General features: G+C 71.3%; 18 protein-coding genes. 8 read left to right on the top strand and 10 right to left on the bottom strand.

All coding sequences use genetic code 11. From position 1 onward, the window contains the following. Window positions 1-1,294 precede the first annotated feature (1,294 nt). The 3 genes from ABEA24_RS30990 to ABEA24_RS30980 all read left to right on the top strand — a co-directional run bounded on the left by ABEA24_RS30990 (window position 1,295) and on the right by ABEA24_RS30980 (window position 3,677). On the top strand, window positions 1,295-2,419 hold the full coding sequence (locus ABEA24_RS30990; protein ID WP_345434797.1) for a glycosyltransferase: 1,125 nt from the start codon (window positions 1,295-1,297) through the stop codon (window positions 2,417-2,419). A 263-nt stretch (window positions 2,420-2,682) separates the two neighbouring features. Further along, window positions 2,683-3,042: an ArsR/SmtB family transcription factor gene (locus tag ABEA24_RS30985; RefSeq protein ID WP_345434795.1), complete on the top strand. Its 360-nt coding sequence runs from the start codon at window positions 2,683-2,685 to the stop codon at window positions 3,040-3,042. Beyond that, a complete protein-coding gene (locus ABEA24_RS30980; RefSeq protein ID WP_345434793.1) occupies window positions 3,039-3,677 on the top strand; it encodes an SRPBCC family protein in 639 nt (212 codons plus the stop codon). The genes ABEA24_RS30985 and ABEA24_RS30980 overlap by 4 nt, the downstream gene beginning before the upstream one ends. Window positions 3,678-3,689: 12 nt before the next feature. Here the strand turns inward: ABEA24_RS30980 and ABEA24_RS30975 are convergent, their stop codons facing one another. Then, window positions 3,690-4,274, bottom strand: coding sequence for a GNAT family N-acetyltransferase (locus ABEA24_RS30975; RefSeq protein WP_345434791.1), 585 nt, complete (start codon window positions 4,272-4,274; stop codon window positions 3,690-3,692). A gap of 139 nt (window positions 4,275-4,413) precedes the next feature. Here ABEA24_RS30975 and ABEA24_RS30970 point away from each other — a divergent pair, with 139 nt between their 5' ends. Beyond that, on the top strand, window positions 4,414-5,232 hold the full coding sequence (locus ABEA24_RS30970; protein WP_345434789.1) for a class I SAM-dependent methyltransferase: 819 nt from the start codon (window positions 4,414-4,416) through the stop codon (window positions 5,230-5,232). Between the two features lie 109 nt (window positions 5,233-5,341). On the opposite strand, the gene ABEA24_RS30965 is transcribed toward ABEA24_RS30970, so the two are convergent. After that, window positions 5,342-6,304 (bottom strand): sigma-70 family RNA polymerase sigma factor, encoded by a 963-nt coding sequence (locus ABEA24_RS30965; protein WP_345434786.1) that lies wholly within the window; start codon window positions 6,302-6,304, stop codon window positions 5,342-5,344. 45 nt (window positions 6,305-6,349) lie between these two features. Beyond that, entirely contained in the window at window positions 6,350-7,087 is a 738-nt protein-coding gene (locus ABEA24_RS30960; protein WP_345434784.1) for an SDR family oxidoreductase, read from the bottom strand. Window positions 7,088-7,349: 262 nt separating this feature from the next. Between ABEA24_RS30960 and ABEA24_RS30955 the strand changes: the two genes are divergently transcribed. Further along, a complete protein-coding gene (locus ABEA24_RS30955; protein ID WP_345434815.1) occupies window positions 7,350-8,858 on the top strand; it encodes a protein kinase domain-containing protein in 1,509 nt (502 codons plus the stop codon). A gap of 99 nt (window positions 8,859-8,957) precedes the next feature. On the opposite strand, the gene ABEA24_RS30950 is transcribed toward ABEA24_RS30955, so the two are convergent. Together ABEA24_RS30950 and ABEA24_RS30945 are read right to left on the bottom strand one after the other, a co-directional pair. Continuing rightward, window positions 8,958-9,389, bottom strand: a complete 432-nt coding sequence (locus ABEA24_RS30950) for a type II toxin-antitoxin system VapC family toxin (protein WP_345434782.1) — start codon at window positions 9,387-9,389, stop codon at window positions 8,958-8,960. Continuing rightward, window positions 9,386-9,706: a type II toxin-antitoxin system Phd/YefM family antitoxin gene (locus ABEA24_RS30945; RefSeq protein ID WP_345434780.1), complete on the bottom strand. Its 321-nt coding sequence runs from the start codon at window positions 9,704-9,706 to the stop codon at window positions 9,386-9,388. The genes ABEA24_RS30950 and ABEA24_RS30945 overlap by 4 nt, the downstream gene beginning before the upstream one ends. Before the next feature lie 133 nt (window positions 9,707-9,839). Between ABEA24_RS30945 and ABEA24_RS30940 the strand changes: the two genes are divergently transcribed. Beyond that, complete coding sequence (locus ABEA24_RS30940; RefSeq protein WP_345434778.1) at window positions 9,840-12,641, top strand: glycoside hydrolase family 35 protein; 2,802 nt, start codon at window positions 9,840-9,842, stop codon at window positions 12,639-12,641. 3 nt (window positions 12,642-12,644) lie between these two features. Here ABEA24_RS30940 and ABEA24_RS30935 read toward each other — a convergent pair whose 3' ends face one another. Next, a complete protein-coding gene (locus tag ABEA24_RS30935) occupies window positions 12,645-13,010 on the bottom strand; it encodes a MerR family transcriptional regulator (protein ID WP_345434813.1) in 366 nt (121 codons plus the stop codon). Window positions 13,011-13,139: 129 nt separating this feature from the next. On the opposite strand from ABEA24_RS30935, the gene ABEA24_RS30930 reads away from it, so the two are divergent. Next, window positions 13,140-14,120 carry an aldo/keto reductase gene (locus ABEA24_RS30930; RefSeq protein ID WP_345434776.1) on the top strand — a complete coding sequence of 327 codons (981 nt, stop codon included), beginning with the start codon at window positions 13,140-13,142 and terminating at the stop codon, window positions 14,118-14,120. 81 nt (window positions 14,121-14,201) lie between these two features. Here ABEA24_RS30930 and ABEA24_RS30925 read toward each other — a convergent pair whose 3' ends face one another. Continuing rightward, window positions 14,202-15,059 carry a hypothetical protein gene (locus ABEA24_RS30925; protein WP_345434774.1) on the bottom strand — a complete coding sequence of 286 codons (858 nt, stop codon included), beginning with the start codon at window positions 15,057-15,059 and terminating at the stop codon, window positions 14,202-14,204. After that, complete coding sequence (locus tag ABEA24_RS30920) at window positions 15,056-15,613, bottom strand: RNA polymerase sigma factor (RefSeq protein ID WP_345434772.1); 558 nt, start codon at window positions 15,611-15,613, stop codon at window positions 15,056-15,058. Before ABEA24_RS30920 ends, ABEA24_RS30925 begins: the two co-directional genes overlap by 4 nt. A 217-nt stretch (window positions 15,614-15,830) precedes the next feature. Between ABEA24_RS30920 and ABEA24_RS30915 the strand changes: the two genes are divergently transcribed. After that, entirely contained in the window at window positions 15,831-16,625 is a 795-nt protein-coding gene (locus ABEA24_RS30915; protein WP_345434770.1) for a hypothetical protein, read from the top strand. Window positions 16,626-16,778: 153 nt separating this feature from the next. Here the strand turns inward: ABEA24_RS30915 and ABEA24_RS30910 are convergent, their stop codons facing one another. Further along, window positions 16,779-20,111 carry an ATP-dependent helicase gene (locus tag ABEA24_RS30910; RefSeq protein ID WP_345434768.1) on the bottom strand — a complete coding sequence of 1,111 codons (3,333 nt, stop codon included), beginning with the start codon at window positions 20,109-20,111 and terminating at the stop codon, window positions 16,779-16,781. A 432-nt stretch (window positions 20,112-20,543) separates the two neighbouring features. Beyond that, the gene (locus ABEA24_RS30905) at window positions 20,544-23,699 is read right to left on the bottom strand and encodes an ATP-dependent helicase (RefSeq protein ID WP_345434766.1); all 3,156 of its coding nucleotides are present in this window, start codon (window positions 23,697-23,699) and stop codon (window positions 20,544-20,546) included. Window positions 23,700-23,774: the final 75 nt, after the last annotated feature.

The following is a 23,774-nucleotide window of genomic DNA, read 5'->3' as shown; positions in this document are numbered from 1 at the left end:
CCAGTACCACCCGTCGGACCCGTGGGACCAGTAGGACCTGTGGCACCGCTGGCTCCAGTCGCGCCGGTCGCGCCGACGTCACCAGTGGGCCCCGTCGGACCAGTACCACCCGTCGGACCCGTCGGACCCGTAGAACCCGTCGCGCCAGTGGCGCCGGTCGCGCCGGTATCTCCCTTCTGCCCCGTCGCGCCAGTTGGTCCCTGCGCACCGGCTGCGCCGGTGTCGCCCTTCGCCCCCCGCTCTCCTTGCGGGCCTATCTCTCCCGGTTCCCCTTGTAGACCTCTCGCCCGCGATTCTCCCGGCGGCCCCATAGGCCCTTGCTCTCCTTCTGGTCCTTCTGGTCCTTCCGGTCCCCGAAAACCGCGGAAGCAGGAGCCGTCTGGACAGAACAGGTGGCGGTGGCAGCGAAAGAGATGGTGGTGACGGCGGTGAAGGTGATGAGGCAGACATTCGAGGCCATCGAGGACTTTCACGCTGGGCACCAACCGACCATCGGGGAGGACTTTGAGAGGCTGCTCAGTGTTGGCCAGCGCCGGCCGATAAAGAATCGATAGGCCACTGACTATCGCAGCCGAAAACAGCCAGGGACGCCCCCTGACACACCAGCCCGAAGCCCCTTTGCTTTCGCGAGATTTCAACACGCTTCCTTACGTCTACTCACATCCCGACCGAATCGGAATTCTTGGGTGGTCGCAGATACGGCAGCGCCCTGATACCCAACGAGCGGTATGGGGAATAGCCTGAAAATCTCTTGATCAAGCAAGCGGGAATACAGAGACCCGCCGCTGACCGACCACGGCGCCCGCGGTCACCGGAGGGTGAGCATGCCGGAGAGGGACATGTGAGCGTCGGTCCACACCGGACCCCGGCCGCCCGCGGTGTGCGCCATCGCCAGGCCTTGCCCCGCAGCGGCCGGAGATCTGTCTCCGTCCGTGCGACCGCCACCCACGTCGAGGCCGAATATGGCGGAACGAACGCGAGGCCGGCCCAGCGCGCCCGCCGCCTCCAGGAGACGCTGCGGTCTCGACACGACAGCGCCCGCGTGCGGAGTGATTTCAGCGGCAATGCCCATCTTTGCCCCATGAGCACGGGAATTCCATTGACGCAGGTCGGCATTCCTAGGAACGAATTATTACATTCTCGCCACCGGCATACCGCCAACGAAAAATGACGCGCCGCACACCACCATACCCCACGACCGGAACGCGATCTATTATCGAAGACGCGCGCGTTTCTTCAGCAGCGACCGACACCGGCCTTTACGCCTTCTTCGCCGGTGTCACATGGGGGCAAAATGACACAACAACGCATTGATTCGCTGGAACAGAAGGCGGCAGATAACGGAAAGCCGTCGATCTGCCTATGTATGATCGTGAAGGATGAGGCACAGGTCATCGAGCGCTGCCTCGGGTCTGTACGGGATATCATCGACTTCTGGGTCATCTCCGACACGGGATCGACGGACGGCACACAAGAGCTGATCCGAAAGACGCTCGACGGAATTCCCGGCGAACTCCACGAGGAGCACTGGGTCAACTTCGGGCACAACCGCACACTCAACATCGAGAACGCGTTCGGCAAGGCCGACTACCTTCTCCTCATCGATGCCGACATGGTCGTACAGCAGGAAGGCACCCTTCCTCCGCTGACCGCCGACTCCTACATGCTGCGGCATGCCGGCGGGATGGAATACCGCATCAAGCGGCTCGTCAGAGGAGACATCAAGTGGCGCTACGTCGGCGCGACACATGAATACCTCACGACCGACGACGCCGACCACACCGCCAACCTCGACGCTCTGGTGATCGACCATTTCGCCGATGGTGGTTCGCGCGGCGACAAGTTCGAGCGCGACGCACGCCTGCTCAGCGAGGACCTCGAGCGCGATCCCGACAACACCCGGACGGTGTTCTACCTCGCTCAGACCATGCGGGATCTGGGAAACACCCAGGAGGCCATCGACCTGTACGACCGGCGGACGCGGATGGGCGGCTGGGCCGAAGAGGTCTATTACGCGCAGCTCCAGGTCGGAGTGCTGCGGGCCGAGATCGACGACTGGCCCGCAGGCATGGACGCGCTGCTGCGCGCATGGGAGGTCAGACCCCAGCGGCTGGAGGCGTGCTACGAGTTGGCCTCACGCCTCCGCGAAATGGGCCGCCACCAGACGGCGCACATCTTCGCACGCGCCGGCCTTAACCGCAGTCAGCCCGACGACTGGCTGTTCGTCCAGCCGTGGGTGTACCGCTGGGGCATCCTGTTCGAATACTCCATCACCGCATACTGGGTCGGTGACGTAAGGGCCTCACTGGAGGCATGCGACCGCCTCCTCACCATGGAGGACGTCCCTGACGCCCACCGGAAACAGACCCGCGCCAACCGTGAATTCGCGCTCCGCCGCATCGCTCAGATGAGCGTGTGACGAGCACGCGCACTTCGGCGGACGGATGATCTCCCTGGCCAAAGACGGTGTCTTCCGCCAAGGGTGTGGTGCGGGCATACGGGACATCCTTCCTGATGATCACAGGTGACCTCAGGTCAGGCGTCCGTGCGACGGGGGGAACCTCAGCGCAGGGTTCGACGTCTCGGCCGTCGAACCTCGCCGGGTACGAGCGTCAAGGCGCCTGACGGCAAGGAAGATTTAAGGTTTGACTTATATAAGCGTATGCCGATAAGCTCACCGCCGTGCACGCGTTCGATGTGTTGGGCGACCCGGTGCGCCGCAGGATCCTCGAGCTGCTCGCCGATGGTGAGATGACCTCCGGCGCGGTCTGCGCGGTGATCCAGGCGGAGTTCGGCATCTCGCAGCCGGCCGTCTCCCAGCACCTCAAGGTGCTGCGAGACGCCGGCTTCGCCGCCGTGCGCCCGGACGGCGCCCGCCGCCTCTACACGGTGAACTCCGACCCCCTTCAGGAGGTCGACGCCTGGCTCGACCGGTTCCGGCGGTTCTGGGCGCCGCCGCTCGACGCGCTCGCGACCGAGCTCGCCCGCGGCAAGCGCGAGCGCCGCCTCCGCGACTCCGAGGAGAAGGACGAATCACCATGATCGACGTCACCCATCAGATCAACTCGGTCCGCCGGAAGGTCGGCAGCCGCACGTTGGAGGCCGGCGAGGCGCGTACCGTCACCATCGGCCAGACCTACGACGCCTCCCTTGACGACGTGTGGGACGCCTGCACGAACCCCGAGCGCATCCCCCGCTGGTTCCTGCCCGTCTCGGGCGACCTGCGCCTCGGCGGCCGCTACCAACTGGAGGGCAACGCCGGCGGCACCATCGAACGCTGCGACCCGCCCAAGAGCTTCGCCGCGACCTGGGAGTACGGCGGGCAGGTCAGCTGGATCGAGGTCCGCCTGACGGCCGAGTCCGATGACAGGACGCGCTTCGAACTGGAGCACATCGCACACGTCGACGACCACTGGGAGCAGTTCGGCCCCGGAGCCGTCGGCATCGGCTGGGACATGGGCGTGATCGGGCTCACCCTGCACCTGTCGTCCGGGCGGGCCGTCGACCCGCAGGAGGCCATGGCGTGGGCCGGTTCCGAGGAGGGCCGGCGGTTCATGACGCTCAGCAACGAGAAATGGTGCGAGGCGTACATCGCGGCGGGCGCCGGCGAGGCCGAGGCCCGCGCCGCAGCGGCCCGGACGATCGCCGCCTACACGGCCCAGCCGGGGGCCTCCTGACCCTGGCGCCGCCTACTCCATTCTGCCGGAGGCCTCCCGCGGGCGGTCGCCCGCAGCGGGACGCGTCGGCACCCAGAACCGCAGCACGACGCCCCGCCGGTCCTCGAGCACCCCGCCGTTCTTCTCGATCACCTTGCGGGACGCGACGTTGTCGTGGTCGCAGGTGACCAGCGCCGAGTCGATGCCCAGGCCGTACGCGACCGGGAGCGCGGCCCGCAGCATCCGCGTCGCGTGTCCGCGCCCGCGGGCCGTCCGGCGGACGTCGTAGCCGATGTGGCCGCCTGCCTCGCGCAGCCCCGGCGTGAGCCGGCGGCGGATCGCCAGTCGCCCGAGGTATTCCGCGCCGTCGACCCACCACAGCGTCGTGCAGGGCACGAACCCGGGCGGCCGCGGCGCGTCCTCCAGCGCCTGCTCGCGGAGCCTGCGCGTGTACTCCGCGAATTCCGCAGGCGCCTCCCACCCGCCACCGAACTCCCGGATCTCGCGGCCGACCATGCTGGCATCGTCCGGGGCGCCGCGCCCCTCGGCCCGGAACTCGGCCATCGCGGCGAGGAAGGAGGCGTGGACCCGCTCCGTGGGCGCGACGAGTATCGGCATGCCCGCCGTTCTACCGAAGCGCGCCCGCCGCACGCACCTCATTTCCCGTGCGCCTGGAAGCGCCGGAGAACACCGCAGCGCGCCCAGGCCGGACGGAAATTCGCGTGCGGTCGGCCGGCGAGCCTCACAGAATCCGGTTATGGAGGGACATCAGGTCGCACCGGAGATCATCGACTTCTACTCATCGATGTACGACGAATCCGCCCGCCTGTCCTCGACGGGACAGGGCGAGCTGGAGTTCATCCGGACGCAGGAGCTGCTCCGGCGGCATCTGCCCGCGCCCCCGGCCTCGGTGCTCGATGTCGGCGGCGGCCCGGGGACCCACGCGCGCTGGCTGGTGGCCGACGGCTACGACGTCCACCTGGTCGACCCGGTCGAACGGCACCTGCGGCAGGCACGCGCCGCGTGCGACTGCACCACCGACCTCGGGGACGCCCGCGCCCTGCGCACCGAGGACGGGTCCTACGACGTGGTCCTCCTGCTCGGTCCGCTCTACCACCTGGTGCGGCGGGCCGACCGCGTCCAGGCACTACGGGAGGCACGCCGGGTCCTGCGGCCCGGCGCCCTGATGGCGGCCGCCGCGATCAGCCGGCACGCGGCGCTGATCGACATGGCGGCATCGGCCCGCCTCACGCAGGCCTCCGTGCCGGTCGTCCGGCAGTCGCTCGACACCGGGTATCACAGCGGCGAGCTCGGCTTCACGACCGCCTACTTTCACACGGCGGACGGACTCCGGGCCGAGGTGGCCGAGGCCGGTTTCACGGACGTCGGCCTCTTCGGGGTGGAGGGCCCGGCGTGGGCGGCTCTCCGGGGAATCACGGTGAACACCGGCGCGCCCCTCACCGGGTCGGCGAACGTCGCCTCCGCCGTCACGGCGGCGCGGATCGCCGAGTCCGACCCTGCTCTCCTGGCCGCGAGTTCGCACCTGATCGCCTTCGGCCGGGCGCCGAGCGTCTGAGGGACGTCCACCGGACGCCCCGCGTCCACTCCGGCGCCGGGTCTCCGATCCCGACCCTCCTCCGCGGACGATCACGTACGTGCCCTGCCCGCCGCTGTGGCCGCCCGGTTCAGGTCACGAGTGCCGGGGCGAGGCCGAACGTCGGCAGCAGGCTCGGTTCGTTGAACGCGGTTATACGGGCGATCCGCGGCCCGATCAGGGTCAGGACCTGCACGCCGTACGCCTCGTACCGGCCTTCGCGGGTGCGTGCGTAGACGACGAGAGCGGGCTGTCCGTTGGCGCCGGTCGGCACCATCCGCCACCGGTCCCGGCCCAGCACCCGGCCGGCCAGGAATCCGACGACGGCCTGCCGGCCGGTGAACCAGGTCGGGATCGGCGGCATCTCCATCTCGACGTCGGCCCGCAGCAGTTTCACCAGCGCGTCGGCGTCGGCCCGCGTGAACGCGTCGACGTAGCCGTCGAGGAGTGTCCGCCGGATCTCCTCGTCCGGCTCGGCCAGGTCCTCCTCGACCGGTCCGGCCTCGGCCAGGTGGGCCCGGGCGCGGCGCAGCGCGCTGTCGACCGCCGCGGTCGTCGTGTCCAGCATCTCGGCGACCTCGGCCGTCCGGAACGCCAGCACGTCGCGCAATGTCAGCACGGCCCGCTGCCGGGCGGGCAGGAACTGGAGTGCCGCGATGAAGGCGAGCCGCACTCCGGTCCTGCCCGCCACGATCGCCGCCGGGTCGGCGGCGCCGAACAGCGCATCGGGCGCCGGCTGGAGCCAGGCCACCGACGGCTCGCGAGGAGCGACGGCCACCCGGTGATCGTCCGAGGGCGCCCCCAGCCCTGACGGAAGCGGCCGCCGGGACCGCGTTTCCAACGCCGTCAGGCAGGCCATGGTCGCGATCTTGTACAGCCATCGCCGCACCGAGGAGCGGCCCTCGAACCGGCCGAACGCGCGCCAGGCCCTCAGGTAGGTCTCCTGCACCAGATCCTCGGCGTCATGGATCGAACCGAGGATCCGGTAGCAGTGCGCGAGCAGCTCCGGCCGGAACGGCTCGGTCAGGGCGGCGAACTCGGTGTCCGACGGCATCACGGCTTCTCCCGAGGGGCGGCGCGGTCCACTGTAGGCGGCTGCTCAGCCGACCGGGCGCAGTCCGGCGCCGCCGACCTGGTACTCCGGAGCGCTGCCCGGATCCGCGGCGACTTCCACGACGGCCTTGGCGACCTGTTCCGGGGTGAGAACCGGCTGCATGCCGTCGACGAAGGTGTCCCGGTCGACGCCCTGGCGCGCGGCGTAACCCGCGACCCCGGCCGAGCCGACGCCGGTCGGGGTCAGCTGCGGAAGCAGCGTCACGAACCGGATGTCCAGTCCGGCGCGCTTCGCCTCGTCGGCCGCGTATCCGCTGATGTACCGGATGGCGGCCTTGGCGCTGGCGTAACCGCCGCTGAGCGGGGATCCGGCCAGCACCGCTCCGCTGGACATCGCGACGACCACGCTGCCGGGTGCCAGCGGCTCCCGCAACGCCGCCCGGGTCCACGCGAAGACGTGCCGGGTGTCGGCGTGCCAGTTACGGCTGAAGGTCTCCCAGGTCTGCTCGTGCACGGGTGCCATGTGCGGCATGACCCCGGCGTTGAGGACGAGCAGGCTGGGACGGTGTTCGCGGATCACCTCCCGCGCGAGCGCTTCGTCGGTGGCATCGGCGGCGACGGGAACGAAGCCCTCGCCGAGTTCGCCGTGCACGGTCCGCAGCTCCTGCTCGTCGCGGGCGATGCCGACGACGCGGGTTCCGGTGGCGACGAGCGCGGCGGCGATCGCACGCCCGAAGCCGCGGCCGGCACCGGTGACGACGGCGGTCTGGAAGGAATCGGACATCGGACACTCCCGGAGTGGTGGTCGGGTTCGGTCCGCATCAAGACCGGCCGCCGGGTGAGAAACCGTCGCCGTGGTCGCGATCGGTGGAGTGATCTCCGTCACTGATGGAGGGCCGGGAACGCGGCCTTCATCCCTCGACACGGCGGGAGTGATCGGCCCAGCCGCACGTCCGCTCCCATGGCGCGCTGGAACTAGGGTCAGGAATGTCCGAACCAGGGGAGGCGTAGCAGTGCGAGACCAGCTTCTCGGGGGCCGTTACCGGATGGTGCGGCAGCTCGGTGAGGGTGGAATGGGGCAAGTATGGGAGGCGCAGGACGAAACGCTGGGTCGGCCCGTCGCGGTCAAGGTGATCTCCCTGCTCGCCGGCGGCGGAAGCCGCGGCGACGAGGCACGCGCCAGGTTCCTGCGCGAGGCACGGATCACCGCCCAGTTGCAACACCCCAACATCGTGACCGTCCACGACCTCGGCGAGACCGGCACCGAGGGCAGCAGGGTTCCGTTCCTGGTGATGGAGTTGGTCCGAGGCGAGGGCCTGGACGCGATGCTGCGCCGACGTGCCGTCACCTTGCCTGACGCTGCCCGATGGGGCGCGCAGATATGCGACGCGCTTGCCGACGCGCACAACGCCGGAATCATTCACCGGGATATCAAGCCGTCCAACATCCTCATCACGCCTTCCGGCATCGTGAAGGTCCTCGATTTCGGCGTCGCGCGGGCGGCCGACCCCTACGCGACCGCGGACCGCCTCACCCAGACCGGCTTCATCGTGGGCACGCCCTCGTACATGGCTCCGGAACAGGCACGTGGCTTCCCGGAACCGCGCAGCGACCTGTACGCACTCGGCTGCCTTCTCTTCGAGCTGATCACTGGCCGGCTGCCGTTCCAGGCGCCCGACACCGTGGGCTACCTCTCGGCACACCTCACCCAGGAACCCCCCGCCCCCAGCTCGGTGTCCACGGGCATCCCACCCGCCTGGGACGACCTCGTGCTCACCCTGCTCCGCAAAGACCCCACCCAGCGGTATCCGAACGCCGCCGACCTCTCCCAGGCACTGCGACAACTCGACCGCGCACCCGAGCCCGCATCCCAAGCAGACGACCGAACCCGGCCCCTTACAATGCCAGGCACGGCGCCGCTCCCGCCCGCGGTCTCCACCCTCGGTCCTGGCAGCATCCCCCCGGCATCCAGGAATACCCCAGCACGCCTTGGCGACACGGTCACCATGTCCAAGGGACAGGCCACCAGTCTGCAGAAGGGCGACGGGGGCACCCTGACCGCGGTGCGGATGGTATTTGGCTGGCAGGCGGTTCCTCGCCGCGGACCGTTCGGTTCCCGCACACGGGAGATCGACCTCGACGCCTCGGCTGTCCTGTTCGCCGGCAAGCAGCCGGTGGACGTCGTCTTCTTCCGCCACCTGGTCAGCGACGACGGCTCGGTGCGCCACACGGGCGACAACCTGGTGGGCGACGACGAGGCCATCCTGGTCGACCTGCAGCGGGTGCCGGTGCACATCAACCAGATCATCTTCACGGTGAACTCCTTCACCGGCCAGACCTTCGCCGAGGTGCAGAACGCGTTCTGCCGGCTGGTGGACGAGACCAACGGCCAGGAGCTGGCCCGCTACACCCTCACCGGCGGCGGGCAGTACACCGCGCAGATCATGGCCAAGGTGCAGCGCGCCGGCTCTGGCTGGCAGATGAAGGCCGTCGGCGAGCCGGCCAACGGCCGCACCTTCCAGGACCTGATGCCGCACATCCTGCCGCACCTGTGAGCAGCTGAACCCGTCGGCCCGCGGCCGTCTGCCGAACATGGCGGTCACGGCCCTGCGCAGGACGTACCAGGCGTAGTCGCGGCGGAATAGCGGCGAGCGTCAGGCCGGCGAGGCGACCAGGAGGCCCGCGTCGGCCGCCGCCGCCGCGAGCCTCTGGTCATAGGTGACGAACGCGGTCAGTCTGCTGCCGACCCGTGACGCCGTCGCGAGATGGATCGCATCGAGCGTCCGGAGGAAGGGCTCCTTCCTCGCTGCCGCACTCATCAGGATCTCGGAGCTGACAGGCAGGACACTCACCCGCTCCATCGCCTCGCCGATCTTGCCGATCGCCTCTTGGGTCTGCTCGACGTCGAAGAGCCGACCCTGATCATCATGGCTGAGGCGCCAGTTGGCCCGCACGATCTCGGTTCGCGCTAGTTCGGAACTCACGTGCGCGTCGTCGGGATGAGCGCGAAGGAATGAGCGCAGGGCCGAGGTCTCGGGGGCTTCCCGTACGAGTTTGAGCAGCGCGCAGGTATCGAGATAGATCACCAGCGTTCCTCTTCTCTCATGGCCGCGAACACGTCACCGAGCGAACGGCCGTCCGCAAGGGCGGGAAGAGGCTCGACATCGGCCACGCTCTCGTTCAGGGGAGCGGGGATCATCTCGCCGCGTGCGACCATCGCGCGGATCAGTGCCTCGTCCGGAGAAACGGGCGTCAGGCGCGCGACGACCTCGCCGCGGTTGGTGATCTCGGCGGTCTCGCCGGCCTCGGTCAGTTGCCGGATCACCGCCGCGGTGTTCTTCTGCAGGTCACGGATTCCGACCTGGCGAACGTGCGGTCCCGGCTCGATCGGTGCTGCAGTCATGTACGTCATGCTACGCCGACGTACGGCATTTTGTAAGCGGTACGTCACTTACCGCAATCACTGCTCGCTCCATTGACGGAAAAGGTTTTCCAATTTAGGTTCCGTGCCAGCCCCCGAGACCGCGGAGATCTCCATGCGCGGAAGACCCCTGGCGCTCCTCGCCGCCCTCCTGACCACGGTGCTGTCGGCCACGGCCGCAGGTACCGCGCCCGCATCGGCCATCAAGCCGGCAGCGGTCACCACCGTCTCCGCGCCGGCCCGGCACACGATCACTTACGACCACTACTCGCTGCTCATCGACGGGAAGCGGCAGTACATCTGGTCCGGTGAGTTCCACTACTTCCGGCTGCCGAGCCCCGAGCTGTGGCGGGACATGCTGCAGAAGATCAAGGCGTCCGGCTTCAACACCGTCTCCCTCTACTTCAGCTGGGCGTACAACTCCCCCGCCCCGGGAGCGTACGACTTCACCGGCGTCCGGGACGTGGACCGGCTGCTGCGGATGGCCGAGCAGGCCGGGCTGTACGTCATCGCCCGGCCGGGCCCGTACGTCAACGGGGAACTGGACGCCGGCGGGTACCCGGGCTGGCTGCTGACACAGAAGGGCCGGGCGCGCAGCGCCGCCGCGGACTACACGGCGGCCTACCGCGAGTGGCTCGCGCACATCGACCCGATCATCGCCCGGCACCAGCTGACGAACGGGACCGGGTCCGTCATCCTCTACCAGGTCGAGAACGAGTACGACGGCTCGGACGCGACGTACATGACCCAGCTCGCCGAGCAGGCCAGGGCGGACGGCATCACGGTGCCGATCTTCCACAACGACAAGAAACGCCAGGGCAAGTGGGCCTCCGGGGCGGGCGCGCCCGACCTGTACGCCTCCGACACCTACCCCGGCACGTCGGTGACCGACTACTCCTTCATGCGGAGCTTCACGGGGCCGGACCGGCCGCTGTTCTGGGCGGAGTTCCAGGGCGGCTGGTTCCAGCCGTGGGGCGGCGGGTCGTACGAGGAGAACCGGACGAAGTACGGCCCGTCGTTCGAGCGCATCACGTACGGCAACAACATCGACAATCACTTCACGCTGCAGAACCTCTACATGCTGTACGGCGGGACGAACTGGGGCTGGCAGGCCGACCCGAACGTCGTCTACACCTCGTACGACTACGGCGCGGCGTTCGACGAGTCGCGGCGGCTCACCGCCAAGATCCCGGTGCTCAAGCAGCAGGGCTACTTCGTGCAGTCCGTCGAGCCGCTGCGCAAGACCGACGACCTGCCCGGGCAGCCGGAGCACTCCGCCGCGGCGGTCCACGTGGACGCCGACCGCAACCCCGACGACGGCACGACGTTCTACTTCCTCCGGCACGAGGACATCAAGCAGACCACCGACGAGGCGACCACGCTGCGCGTCGAGACCTCCGACGGGACGTACACGGTGCCGCAGCAGCCGGGCACGGCCATCCACGTGAACGGGCCGGACTACAAGATCCTGACCGCCGGGTACACGATGGACCGCCAGCGCCTCGTCTACTCCACGTCCGAGATCATGACCCACGAGGATCTCGGCGACCGGGACGTCGCGCTGCTGCACGGCCGCAAGGGAGAGGCGGGCGAGACCGTCCTGCGGTACGCCTCGCAGCCGCGCGTCGACGTCCTGGCGGGCGACGTACGGGCGACGTGGTCCGGGTCCGACCTGCGGCTGAACTACGCGCACGACGGGCTCGCCCGGGTACGGATCAGCGGCGGCGGGCGCGCCCCGCTCGACCTGCTGCTGGCCGACGACGACACCGCGTCGACGTTCTGGCGGCCCGGCGGGAAGGTCCTCGTACGCGGGCCGTACCTCGTGAAGACGGCCGAGCGCGACGGCGCCACGCTGCGGCTCACGGGCGAGACCGAGCAGGCCGGTCCGCTCGAGGTGTTCGCGGATCCCGGCGTGCGCACGGTTCTCTGGAACGGCCGGCCGGTGCGCGCCGCCCGTACGGCGTCCGGGTCACTGCTGGGCACCGTGTCCGGGCCGCGCGCCGTGAGCCTGCCCGCCCTGGACTCGTGGCGGCTCCAGGAGGACACCCCCGAGGCCGCTCCCGGATTCGACGACTCGGGCTGGACGGCCGCCGACCATCAGGCGACGGACAACCCGACGCAGCCGAAGACGCTGCCCGTCCTGTACGCCGACGACTACGGCTTCCACCACGGCGACGTCTGGTACCGCGGGCACTTCGACGGCACGGCGGCGGGCATCTCCCTGACCGCCGGGACCGGCAAGGCCGGCGTCTGGTCGGTGTGGCTCAACGGGACGTTCCTCGGCACGGTGTCGACCGGGACGGGCGGGCAGAACTCCAGCCGCGACTTCACGTTCCCACCGGAGGCCCTCGGCGCGCACAACGTCGTCTCCGTCCTGGTCCGGAACATGGGCCACAACGAGGACGGCGGAAGCAACGACGCGCAGAAGAACCCGCGCGGCCTGCTCGCGGCCTCCCTGACCGGGTCCGGCGCGGCCGTCGCGTGGCGGGTCCAGGGCGGCGGGAACGACGCGGTGCGCGGCCCGCTGAACAACGGCGGCCTGCACGGCGAGCGCGCGGGCTGGACGCTCCCCTCCTTCTCCGACCGTACGTGGCCGCGGGCGACGTCACCGAGCGGGGCTCACGCGCCGGGGATCGCGTGGTATCGCACGCGGGTCCGGCTCTCGCTGCCCAAGGGGCAGGACACCCCACTCGTCCTGCGGTTCACCGGAGGGCAGGCCGCCCGGGCGCTGATCTTCGTCAACGGCTGGAACCTCGGCCAGTACGTCGCCGACATCGGCCCACAGCGCGACTTCGTGCTCCCCCCCGGCGTGCTCCGGACGAACGGCGTCAACACGATCGCGCTCGCGGTCTGGTCCTACGACGGCACCGGCGGTCTCGGCACGGTGACCCTCGAACGCGCGGACGGGGCCCGGTAGCGGTCACTCCACGTCGAAGGAGTCCCGGTAGTAGCGGATCTTGTCCCGGAGGTGCTGCTGCTGGGCGCGGAGCGTCTCGATCTGCCGGTCGATGCGCTCGTCGTGGGTCTCCAGTACTGCGACGCGCTCGCCGACCGTCTCCGCACCGCCGCGCGCGAGTTCGGCGTACCGCTGCATCTCCGCGATCGGCATGCCCGTGTCGCGCAGGCAGCGCAGGACGCCGAGGAAACCCACGTCGTCGCTGCTGAAGCGGCGGCGGCCGGCGGCCGTACGGTCGATGCGGTCGAGCAGGCCGATCTTCTCGTAGTAGCGGAGCGTGTCGATACTGAAGCCGGTCTTCTCGGCCGCCTGGGCCGGTGAGTAGAACATCACGCTCCGATGATCACACCTGGAGCGCACTCCAGGTAAAGCTCCAGGTGCTCCGGGCTTGACCTGGAGTGCGCTCCAGAATGCAGAGTCGGACGCGTCCCCCTGACGACTCCTTGAGAGGACGCGACGATGCGACGATTCACCCTCGCCGACGGCACGGCCGCCGGCTCCCTGTGCCTCGGCGCCATGTGGTTCGGCACCCGGACCGACGAGAAGACGGCGTTCGCCCTCCTCGACCGCTTCGTCGAGGCCGGCGGCACCCTCATCGACACCGCGGACAACTACGCCTTCTGGGCGGAGGGCGGCGCGGGCGGGGAGAGCGAGACGGTGCTCGGCCGGTGGCTGGCCGACCGCGGTGTCCGCGACGAGGTGGTGATCAGCACCAAGGTCGGGGCGCAGCCGACCGTCCCCGGAACGAGCTGGCGGGAGAGCGGGGAAGGGCTGTCGCCGTCGGCGATCCGGTCGGCGATCGAAGGCAGCCTGCGCCGGCTCGGCACCGACCACGTCGACGTGTACTGGGCCCACGTCGAGGACCGGACCGTACCGCTCGAGGAGACCGTCGACGCCTTCGCCTCGCTGGTCGAGGACGGCACGGTCGGCGTGGTCGGGGCCAGCAACCACGCCCTGTGGAAGGTCGAGCGGGCCCGGGCGACGGCGCGGGGCCAGGGCCGTCCCGGCTACACCTGCCTCCAGCTCCGCCACTCGTACCTGCGGCCCCGCCTCGACGTCGCCGACGCGGACCGCCACGTGTTCGGGGACGTCGACGAGGAGACGCTCGACTACGTCCGCAGCGAGCCGGACATGAGCCTGTGGGCCTACAGCCCGCTGATGAGCGGCTCCTACACCCGTCCGGACCGGCCGCTGCACCCGGTGTACGACCACCCGGGGACACCGGCGCGGCTCGCCGCGCTCCAGGAGGTGGCGGACAAGACCGGGGCGACGGTCAACCAGGTGGTGCTCGCCTGGCTCATGGGCGGGGACCCGCCGATCATCCCGGTCATCGGCGTCAGCTCCGTCGAACAGCTCGACGACGCCCTGGCCGCGGCCGACCTGGAACTCGACGAGGACCTCCGCCGCCGCCTCGACGACGCGGGCGGGTTCGGTCTGTGACCTGGCCGCTCGCGGAACGGTGTCCCTGCCGGCCGGCACGGGACACCGTTGCCCCCGTTCGTGTCTCCGTGGGACGGCGGCTCAGTCCCAGCCCGGGTCCAAGTCGTCGGTGACGAGGACCCTTCCGTCGGCGCTCAGGGCTTCGACGGTCCGCATGTCCACGCCGGGATGGGTTCGCATCCAGGCCTCGCTGGCCGCCTCCCCTTGCGCCTCGACCTCGGCCGGGGCCTGCTGGATGTTCACCCAGGCGGGAAGGAGTCCGATGAAGTAGCCATCCGCCTTGACGGGGATGGCCAGGCGCCTGCCGTCGGTCAGCGTCACCCGGAGCGTCGCGGTCCTCAGCCGTGGCTCGATGTGTCCGTACGCCACCATCCGATCGCCGTCGAGGGTCGGCTCCCAGGAGAAGAACGCGACACGGTCCCACGGCGTCTTGTCCTTGTCCGGCGTGTCGTCGCGCATGGCGCATCCGACGCCACCGCCCTCCTTCTCCTCCTTGCCGCCGTGCGGCAGGACCCGCAGGTAGGTGCATCTGCCGCCGCTTCGGTTCGGCGCGTCCCAGTACTGGACGACGTCGCCGCCGGAGGTCCGGGTCTCGGCGCGCATCCTGGCCTTTCCCGCGTACGCGTGGAGGTTCCCCCCACTGCCCTTCCGGAGGTTCTGGACGACACCCGTGGGGATGAGACCGGTGGCGTCGGCGGCCGCCGTCGCGCACGCCAGGCCCAGCACCATCGCGGCGACCACCGTCCAGCGCCGGTGCCGTCGGCGGCCCTTCGCGGGCTCCTCGCTGTTCAGGATCCGGTAGAAGTCGGCCCGTCCTCGTTCGTCGTGGGCGGAGATCTCCGTGCGGTGCCCGGAGTCGGCGGCCGCGAGGACGTTCCTGACGTACGCCACCGCCTCGTTGATCGGCTGGTCGGCATCGGTCGCGTCGAGCTTGGTCATGACCGGCTCCTTTCGGTGGTCGCGTAGCGTCCGGAGAATGATGCGGCCGACGACGGGGCGTCATCGGCGGCGAGCAGTGCCTCGAGGCGCCGGCGGGCGCGGAGCAGCCGTACGGACAGGGTCTTGGCCGAGCAGCCGACGACCTCGGCGGCCGTCGCGACGTCGAGCCCTTCCCAGGCGATGAGCTGGAGCACCTCCTGGTCTCGCGGTGAGAGCCTGCGCATGGCGTCGCGCACGCGCATCGCCTCGACCGTCAGGGTCGCGTGGTCGGGCTCGGCGACGGGCGCGCGGGCGGTCTGCAATCTGGTGAGCAAGCGTCCCCATCGGCGGTTGCGGCGCTGCTCGTTCGCCAGCACGTTCCGGACGACCCCGTACAGCCACGGCAGCACCGCCTCGGGCGGGTCCGGCAGGTCGTCCAGCCGACGCCAGGCGACGAGGAACGTCTCCATCGCGACGTCGCGAGCGCGCTCGGGGTCGACGCGACGCGCCGCGTAGCGCACTATCGCCGGATAGTGCTCGTCGTAGACCCTGGCGAATCTGTCATGCGGATCCATCACCACTTCCCTCCGCAAGGCGTCGAATCGCCTCGCACCCGCCCATGTCCGGCAAGTCACCCCGGACTACAGGTGGGACAGAAGAGATCCGGTCAGGCCACGGTCTCAGGGCCGTCGTGATCTTGACGCGGAAAGCCTTCTGTTACAAGCTCTGTTAACTAATCAGACAGAGCTGTTATTAACCCGCTCGTCGAGAGATCGGGGGGACAGGAGAAGCATGCGACCCGAAGGATCCATGACCCGCCGGAGGCTGCTCACGAACGCCGGAGGCGCCGGGCTGGCCGGCGCCGCGGCGCTCGTCGCCGGGGCCGGGCCGGCGTCCGCCCGCGCGTACGCGTTCGACCTCGTCTTCAACGTGCCCGACACCGGCAACATTCAGGGGCTCGCCTACCGGCGCGGCCGCTTCTACATCGGGTTCGACGTCGGCGGCGGCATGGGGGTGATCCGGGCGTACGACCGCTCCGGGACCAGGCTGAAGGAGACCCGGCCGCTGGCCGTCGGCCACGCGGCGGAGATCAGCTTCCGCGATGCCGACGGGATGCTGTACGTCGCCACCGGCGGCGGCACCAATCCCACCAAGGTCAATGTCGTGAACATCGCGGCCCGCGACCCGAGGATCGTCCGGACGATCGACTTCGCGTCGCTGGGCAACTCCGGGCTCGTCGCCGTCGACAATCGGCGCGACGGTCTGCTCGTCCACGCAGGACCGGGCGACCAGGGGCCTTTCGTCTTCGCCTTCACCGACCTGCGCGGCCGGGTCCGATCGCGCTTCGGCCTGCCGTACCAGGGTGTGCCGCAGGGCCTCGAGATGGCCGGCGACAAGATCCTCTACTACACGAACAACAAGATCACCGTGTTGAATCGGCGGGGCCGGATCCTCGACACGATCGACATCCCGCTGACCGGCGAGAGCGAGGGCCTCGCCGTCGCGCCCGCCGCCCGGGGCACCCGGGTCTTCTTCGGCTACAACAAGCCGAACCGGGTCTACGCCATGCGCCCCGTCTTCCGCTGACGGCCCGGTCGGCGCCGCCTGAGAGGTTCCGGAGCCGGCCGACGACCCGCTCGCCGCACCAGCCGCGCGGGACCGTTCTGGGACGACGGCTCAGTCCCCCGCCTGTAGTCCGGCGAGTCACCCCGGACTACAGGCGAGACGGAAGAGATCTCGTCAGACCGTGGGGATCTTCTCCAGGAGGGCGGCGAGGCCGTCGGCGTCGAGGAGGTCGGCGGGGCGAATGGTCCGGTCGGCCGCGACGTAGTGGAACGCGGCGCTGACCTTGTCGACCGGGACGTCCGCGAGCTGCGCCCAGGCGATGCGGTACGCCGCGAGCTGCACGGACACGACACGGGCCTCCTCCCCGGTGGGCGGGCGGCCGGTCTTCCAGTCGACGACCTCGTAGCCGCCGTCGTCCGTGCGGAACACCGCGTCCATCCGGCCCCGGATCAGCCGGTCGCCGACCATGGTCTCGAACGGCACCTCCACGTCGTACGGCTCCTGGTCGGCCCAGGCGCTGCGCTCGAACGCGGCCCGCAGCGTCTCGAGCTCGCCGTCGGCGCCGGCGCTGTCGTCGGAGGCACCGGGCAGGTCGTCGAGGTCCAGCAGCCGCTGCTGGCCCCAGCGGGACTCCAGCCAGCGGTGGAAGGCGGTGCCGCGCCGGGCGTACGGGGCCGGGGGCCGGGGCAGCGGCCGCCGGATCTGGCGGGCCAGCGCCGCCGGGTCGCGGGCCAGCGTGACCAGCGACGACACCGACAGGTGGGCGGGCAGTTCGACGGCGAGGCCGTCGACGCCGCGCGCCCGGTCGCGCTCGGCCAGCAGGAGCTCCACGTCGCGGGCCCACGCGGAGGCGCGGCTGCGGTCGCGCGGCGCCAGCGGCAGGTAGCCGAGGCGGAGCCGGCCGTGCATCGCGTCGTCAACCATCCGGGCGCCCTCGGCGACCGCGTCGTACCGCTCGCCCTCCGGCAGGGCGGGCCAGGAGGCGGTGTCCTGCTCGGCGAGCAGCGGGTTCTCCTCGCCGACCGGCTCGTCGGCCCAGTAGCCGACCTGGCCCGCACCGGCCTCGCACGCCTCCCGGATCTCCTCCAGGAACGGCGAGGGCTGCAGCGGACGGCTCGCGGTGCCCCAGCGGTACCCCGTCGCGATCAGCAGGTGGCGGGCGCGGGTCACGGCGACGTACCCGAGGCGGCGTTCCTCGCGCAGGTCGCGGTCGGCGGTGGCAACGTTGAACTCCTCGACGTCGTCCTTCTGCAGGCCGTTCAGCGGCGGCAGGTCGGCGCGGTCGCCGCGGAGGGGGTACGGCAGGACGCGGGCGTTGGTGGTCCACCGGGAGGAGTTCTGCGGCCGGGCGGGGAAGACCGATCCGGCGCCGGGCGCGCCGTCCTTCGTCGGGTTCCAGACGAGACCGGGGATGGCGACGACGTCCCACTCCAGGCCCTTGGCGGCGTGCACGGTCAGGAGCTTGACGCTGTTGGTCTCGCCCACGCGTCCCGCCTCCAGGCCGAACTCCTCGGACTCGGCGGCCTTCAGGTAGGCGAGGAACGCTCCAAGCGTCGGGTCCTCCGCGTCGCCGGCGAAGGACGCGGCGGCGTCGACGAACGCGTCGAGGTCGGCGCGGGCGGTCACCGGGTCCAGGCCGGACCGGGAGGCGACCTCGATGTCGAGCCCGAGAGTGCGCTCGACCTCGGTCACCAGGTCGGGCAGCGGCAGGCCGACGTGGCGGCGCAGGACCCGCAGCTCGTCGCGGAGGCGTTCGAGCCGGGCGTACCCCTCGTCGCTGTACTTCTCGGCCGGGCCGGGGTCGTCGAGAGCGTCGACGAGACTGCCGTTCTCGTCGTTCAGCTCCTCGACCACCTGCCGGAGCGGGTCGGCGGTGTCGAACTGCGCTCCCTGGTCCGAACGCGGTCCGCGGTCGCCCGACGCGCCCAACGCGCCCGCCGTGGTCTCGGCGTCGGGGTCCAGGTCGCGGGCGCCCTCGCGGGCGAGTTCGCGGGAGCGGCGGCCGAGGGCGACCAGGTCGTGCGGGCCGAGGCGCCAGCGCGGGCCGGTGAGCAGCCGGGCCAGGGACGCCCCGGCCGTCGGGTCGTGCACGACCTTGAGGGTGGCGACGACGTCCTGCACCTCCGGCACGGTGAGCAGCCCGCCGAGGCCGACCACCTCGACGGGGACGCCACGGGCCTCCAGCGCCGCGCGGATCAGGGGGAACTGCGCGCGTTTGCGGGCCAGGACGGCGATGTCGGACGGCTGGAGACCGGGCCCGTGCCGGCTCGTCTTCTCCCAGACGTCGCCGTCCGGGGCGAGGTCCTTCGGCTGCCGCAGCAGGCGGACGATGCGGTCGGCCAGCCGCTCGGCCTCGTCCTCGACGGTGTCGAGCAGCCCGCACTCGACGCGCCCGCGCGCCTGCTGCGCCGCGCCGGGCCACAGCCGGGGCACGTCCTTGGCCTCCTCGCGCAGCTCGCCCTGGATGCGGGCGGCCGCGTCGAGGACCCGTTCACCGTTGCGGAAGCTGGTCGACAGCTGCCGCATCGGCGCGGGCCGCTCGCCGTACGGGAAGTCACGGACGAAGCCGAGGAGGTTGCCGGCGCTCGCACCCCGCCAGCCGTAGATCGACTGGCAGGGGTCACCGACGGCCGTGACCGGATGCCCGCCGCCGAACAGCGACTTCAGCAGCACGAGCTGGGCGTGGCTGGTGTCCTGGTACTCGTCGAGCAGCACGGCGGCGTAGCGGGACCGCTCGATCTGGCCGACCTCGGGGTGCTCGGCCGCGATCCGCGCGGCGAGCGCCATCTGGTCGCCGTGGTCCAGCACCTCCCGCTTGGCCTTGGCCCGCTGGTACGCCTCCACGAGCGGCATGAGCTGCTCGCGCACCGCCTGGGCGGTCATGGTCGAGCCCTGATGCTTCTTGGTCGGCTTCTTGACCTCAGCGAGGCGTTCGCTCAGCCAGGCGCCCAGCCTCCGCACGTCATCGGGGGTGCGCAGGTGCTCCGACAGCTCCCCGGACAGCCCGATGACCGCCTTGGTGACGGTGTCGGGCCCCCATTCGACGGCGTCCATCGGCCCGTCGTACGCGTCGACGACGCGCGCCGCGATCTGCCAGGCCACCGCCGGGGTGACGAGGCGCATCGTGGGCTCCAGCGCGGCGCGCAGCGCGTGGTCGCCGAACAGCCGCGCGGCGTACGCGTGGTAGGTCGACACGGTCGGCTCGCCGTCGAGGATCTGCGGGTCGATGAGGTCCTCGTGTTCGCGCAGCTGGTCGAGCCGGCGGCGTACGCGCTCGGCGAGCTCGGCCGCGGCCTTGCGGGTGAACGTCAGGCCGAGCACGCGCTCGGGCCGGATGAGCCCGTTGGCGACCAGCCAGACGACGCGGGCCGCCATGGTCTCGCTCTTGCCGGATCCGGCCCCGGCGATGACCGCCATCGGGCCGAGCGGCGCCTCGATGACGGCGGCCTGGTCGGGAGTCGGCTCCGGCACCCCGAGCCGGTGCGCCAGCTCCTGAGGACTGATCACGGCACACCCCCGTCCCTCGGCCCGTTCACGGCACCCGGCGTCCCGGGGTCGCGGCACCGCCACCGTACGGCCCGGTCACGACATCTCGGTGACGCGAGGGCGCGGCACCCCCGTCGCCCGAGCCGGCCACGACATCCCAGCGACACCCGGTCACGGCACCCCGGCCGTACGGGCCGGTCACAGCATCCCGGTGACGCGAGGGCGCCGCACCCCCGTCGCCCAAGCCGGCCACGACATCCCAGCGACACCCGGTCACGGCACCCCGGCCGTACGGGCCGGTCACAGCATCCCGGTGACGCGAGGGCGCCGCACCCCCGTCGCCCAAGCCGGCCACGACATCCCGACGACGCCCGGTCACGGCACCCCGGCCGTACGGGCCGGTCACAGCATCCCGGTGACGCGAGGGCGCGGCACCCCCGTCGTCCGGGGCGGTCACGGCGTCACCTGGCCGCCGTCGTCGTGGGCCGGGCAGGAGCCGCGTACGGGGCAGGTGCGGCAGTGGTCGTCGCGGCGGGCCTCGAAGACCGGGCTCGCCATGCCCTCGGCGACGCGGTCGACGAGCTTGCGCGGCCACTGCGGGTCCTCGTCCGCCGACGGCGGCTGCTGCGTCTGGACGCGCACCCGGGCCGCGAAGGACGCCTTGCCGACCTGGATGAGCTCGGCCCCGCCCGGCTCGATCAGGCCCTTGTCGGCGAACGCGCCGAGCATGACCGCCAGTTGGTACACGCCGAGCTGCGGGTGGCGGGCCAGGTCGTCCTCGCGTACGACGGCGCTGGAGGTCTTGATGTCGACGATCCAGGCGCGGCCGTCGCCGTCGCGCTCGGCCCGGTCGATCCGGCCGCGGATCTCGACCCGGCCCAGGTCGAGGCTGAACGGCTCCTCGATCGAGACCAGCTCACGGGCGTCGGCGCGCTCGTGCCAGGCCATGAACTTGGCGACCATCTCCTCGGCCTGTCTCCGCTGTTTCTCGGAGTACCAGACGCTGCGGAAGTCCAGGTCGTCCCAGATCTCGTCGAGCCGCTTGGCGATGTCCACGTCGTTCACGTTCTCGTCGGTGCCGACCAGTTCGGCGACCGCGTGGATGACCCGGCCCATCGTCGCGAACTCCCCCGCGCCGCCGTCCTCCGCGCCCACGCAGGCGGCGAGCAGCCAGCGCAGCCCGCACTTCTCGAAGGTCTCGACCTGCGAGGGCGACAGTACGAGCTTCTCGTCCTCGCGGAAGGCGGGGCCGGGATCGGACAGCTCCGTCAGGGCGTACCAGTCGCGCGGGTCGGCGCCCTGCACCCCGGCGCGCGCCAGGCGGGCCAAGTGCCCGGCCGCGGCCCGGCGCAGCGGCGCGGGCGTCTTCGGGTCGCCGACCGCGGAGCGCAGGTCCGCGACGAGGGCGCGCAGGGACAGCCAGCGCGTGCGTTCGTCGAGCTGGGCGTGCTCGGTGGCGTCCGGGACCAGCTCGCGGAGGAACCGCGAGGGCCGGTCCTCGGTGTCCTCCCCGCCGACGGCGGTCACGATGAGGCGGCGCCGGGCGCGGGTCACCGCGACGTAGAACAGCCGCCGCTCCTCCTCCATCATCTTGGCGGCCAGCGAGGCCCCGGTGTCATCGGGGTCGGCGAGGCCGGTCGCGGCCTCGATGAGCTCCTCGCTGCCCAGCAGCGAGCCGCGCAGCCGCAGGTCGGGCCAGACGCCCTCCTGTACGCCGGCGACGATGACGAGGTCCCATTCGAGCCCTTTGGACCGGTGCGCGGTGAGGATGCGCACCGCCTCGCCCTGGGGCGCCTGCTCGGACAGGCTGTCACCGGGGATCTCCTGCGAGGCCAGGTCGTCGAGGAAGACCTCCGTACCCGCCTCCGGCAGCCGGTCGGTGAACCGCGCGGCCATGTCGAACAGCGCGACCACCGCGTCGAGGTCCCGGTCGGCCGCCGCGCCCCGGGCCCCGCCCCGGACGCTCTGCTCGAGGAGCCGGTCGGCGAGGCCGCTCTCCTGCCACACCGCCCACAGCACGTCCTCGGCCCCGCCGCCGCCCCGGACCGTCTCGCGGGCGAGGGCGATGAGCCGGGCGACCCGCTCGGCCGGCTCACGGACCTTCGGGTTGATGAGCAGCAGCTCGCGCGGGTCGTTCAGCGCCCGGACGAGCAGCCCGTCGCCCGCGTCCTCACCGGACAGGGAGCCCAGGTCGCGCAGGGCGCGGCGGAGCCGGCGCAGCCGGAGGGCGTCCGCGCCGCCCAGCGGGCCGAGCGCGAGTTCCTCGGCGGCCTCCTCGTCGAGCAGCGCGGGCCGCAGGGCCGCCCGCAGCAGCACGATGAACGGCCGCGCGCCGGGCTCGTTGATCAGCGGCACCTCGTCACCGGCCACGACGACGGGCACGCCGGCGGCGGCCAGGGCACGGCGCAGCGGCGGCACCTGGCGCACCGCCGACCGTACGAGCACGGCCATCCGCGACCAGGGGACGTTCTCCAGCAGGTGGGCGCGGCGCAGTTCGTCGGCGACCAGCGCGGCCTCCTGGCTCGCGCTGTCGGCCTCGACCATCCGGACCGCCCGCGCGTCCGCGGCCTCGTCGTCGGCCGCCTCGACCGGCAGCAGCTCGCGGTGCTCCCCGGCGAGCGCGCCGAGCGGCAGCCGCCCGGCGATCCGCCGGGACGCCTCCAGGATCACCGGGCCCATCCGGCGGCAGGTCCGCAGCGAGACGACCGGCGCCTCCTCGCCCGTCACCGTACGGAACCGCTGGGGGAACTCCAGGATGCCGCGCACGTCCGCACCCCGGAAGCCGTAGATCGACTGGTCGGGGTCGCCGACGGCGATCAGGTCCCGCCCGCCTCCGGCCAGTTGCTGGAGGAGGTACTCCTGCGCCGGGTCGGTGTCCTGGTACTCGTCGACCAGGATGACGTCGTACGCCGCGCGCTCCCGCCGTCGTACGTCCTCGTCGGTGAGCAGCCCGGCGGCGGCCCGGACCAGCTCCGCGTAGTCGTAGGCGATGATCGGATCGACGTCGAAGCGCTGTTCGTACCGGTGCAGGAACCGCCCGGCGGCGTACCAGTCGTCGCGGTGGTGGCCGCGCCCCAGGGTGACCAGGTCCGACGGCCCGAGGCCGCGTTCGGCGGCGCGCAGGATGAAGTCGCGCAGCTCCTCGGCGAACCCCCGCGTCTTCAGCGTCTCGTGCAGCCGCGACGGCCAGTCCCGCGCGCCGTCGGCGACCTCACCGGTGAGCAGCCGGCGGACTTCGAGGAGATGCTCGGGGCCGGACAGCAGCCGGGGCGCCTCGTCGCCGTCCAGGACGGCCTCGCGGCGCAGCAGCGCGTACGCGTAGGAGTGGAAGGTCAGTGCCAGCGGCGTCCGGGTGGTGCGCCGCAGCCGGCCCGTCATGCGCTCCCGCAGCTCCCCCGCCGCCTTGCGGCCGAACGTCAGGACGAGCACCCGCTCCGGGTCGACCCCGCGGTTCTCGATACGGTCGACGACGGTCTCGACGATCGTGGTCGTCTTGCCGGTGCCCGGCCCGGCCAGCACGAGCAGCGGCCCGCCGGCGTGCGCGACGACCTGTCGCTGGTGCTCGTCGAGCACCGGCGGCGGCGACTGCGCGGGACCCGCGCGCCGCACGAGGCGATAGGACGCTGCTGACACATATGTGATTGCAGCAGATCATCGGGGGTGGTCGTGACAGGGTTGCGGCAT

The organism is Actinoallomurus vinaceus (assembly GCF_039542055.1).
Lineage (GTDB): Bacteria > Actinomycetota > Actinomycetes > Streptosporangiales > Streptosporangiaceae > Actinoallomurus > Actinoallomurus vinaceus.
This window is presented reverse-complemented; position numbering and strand designations above follow the sequence as displayed.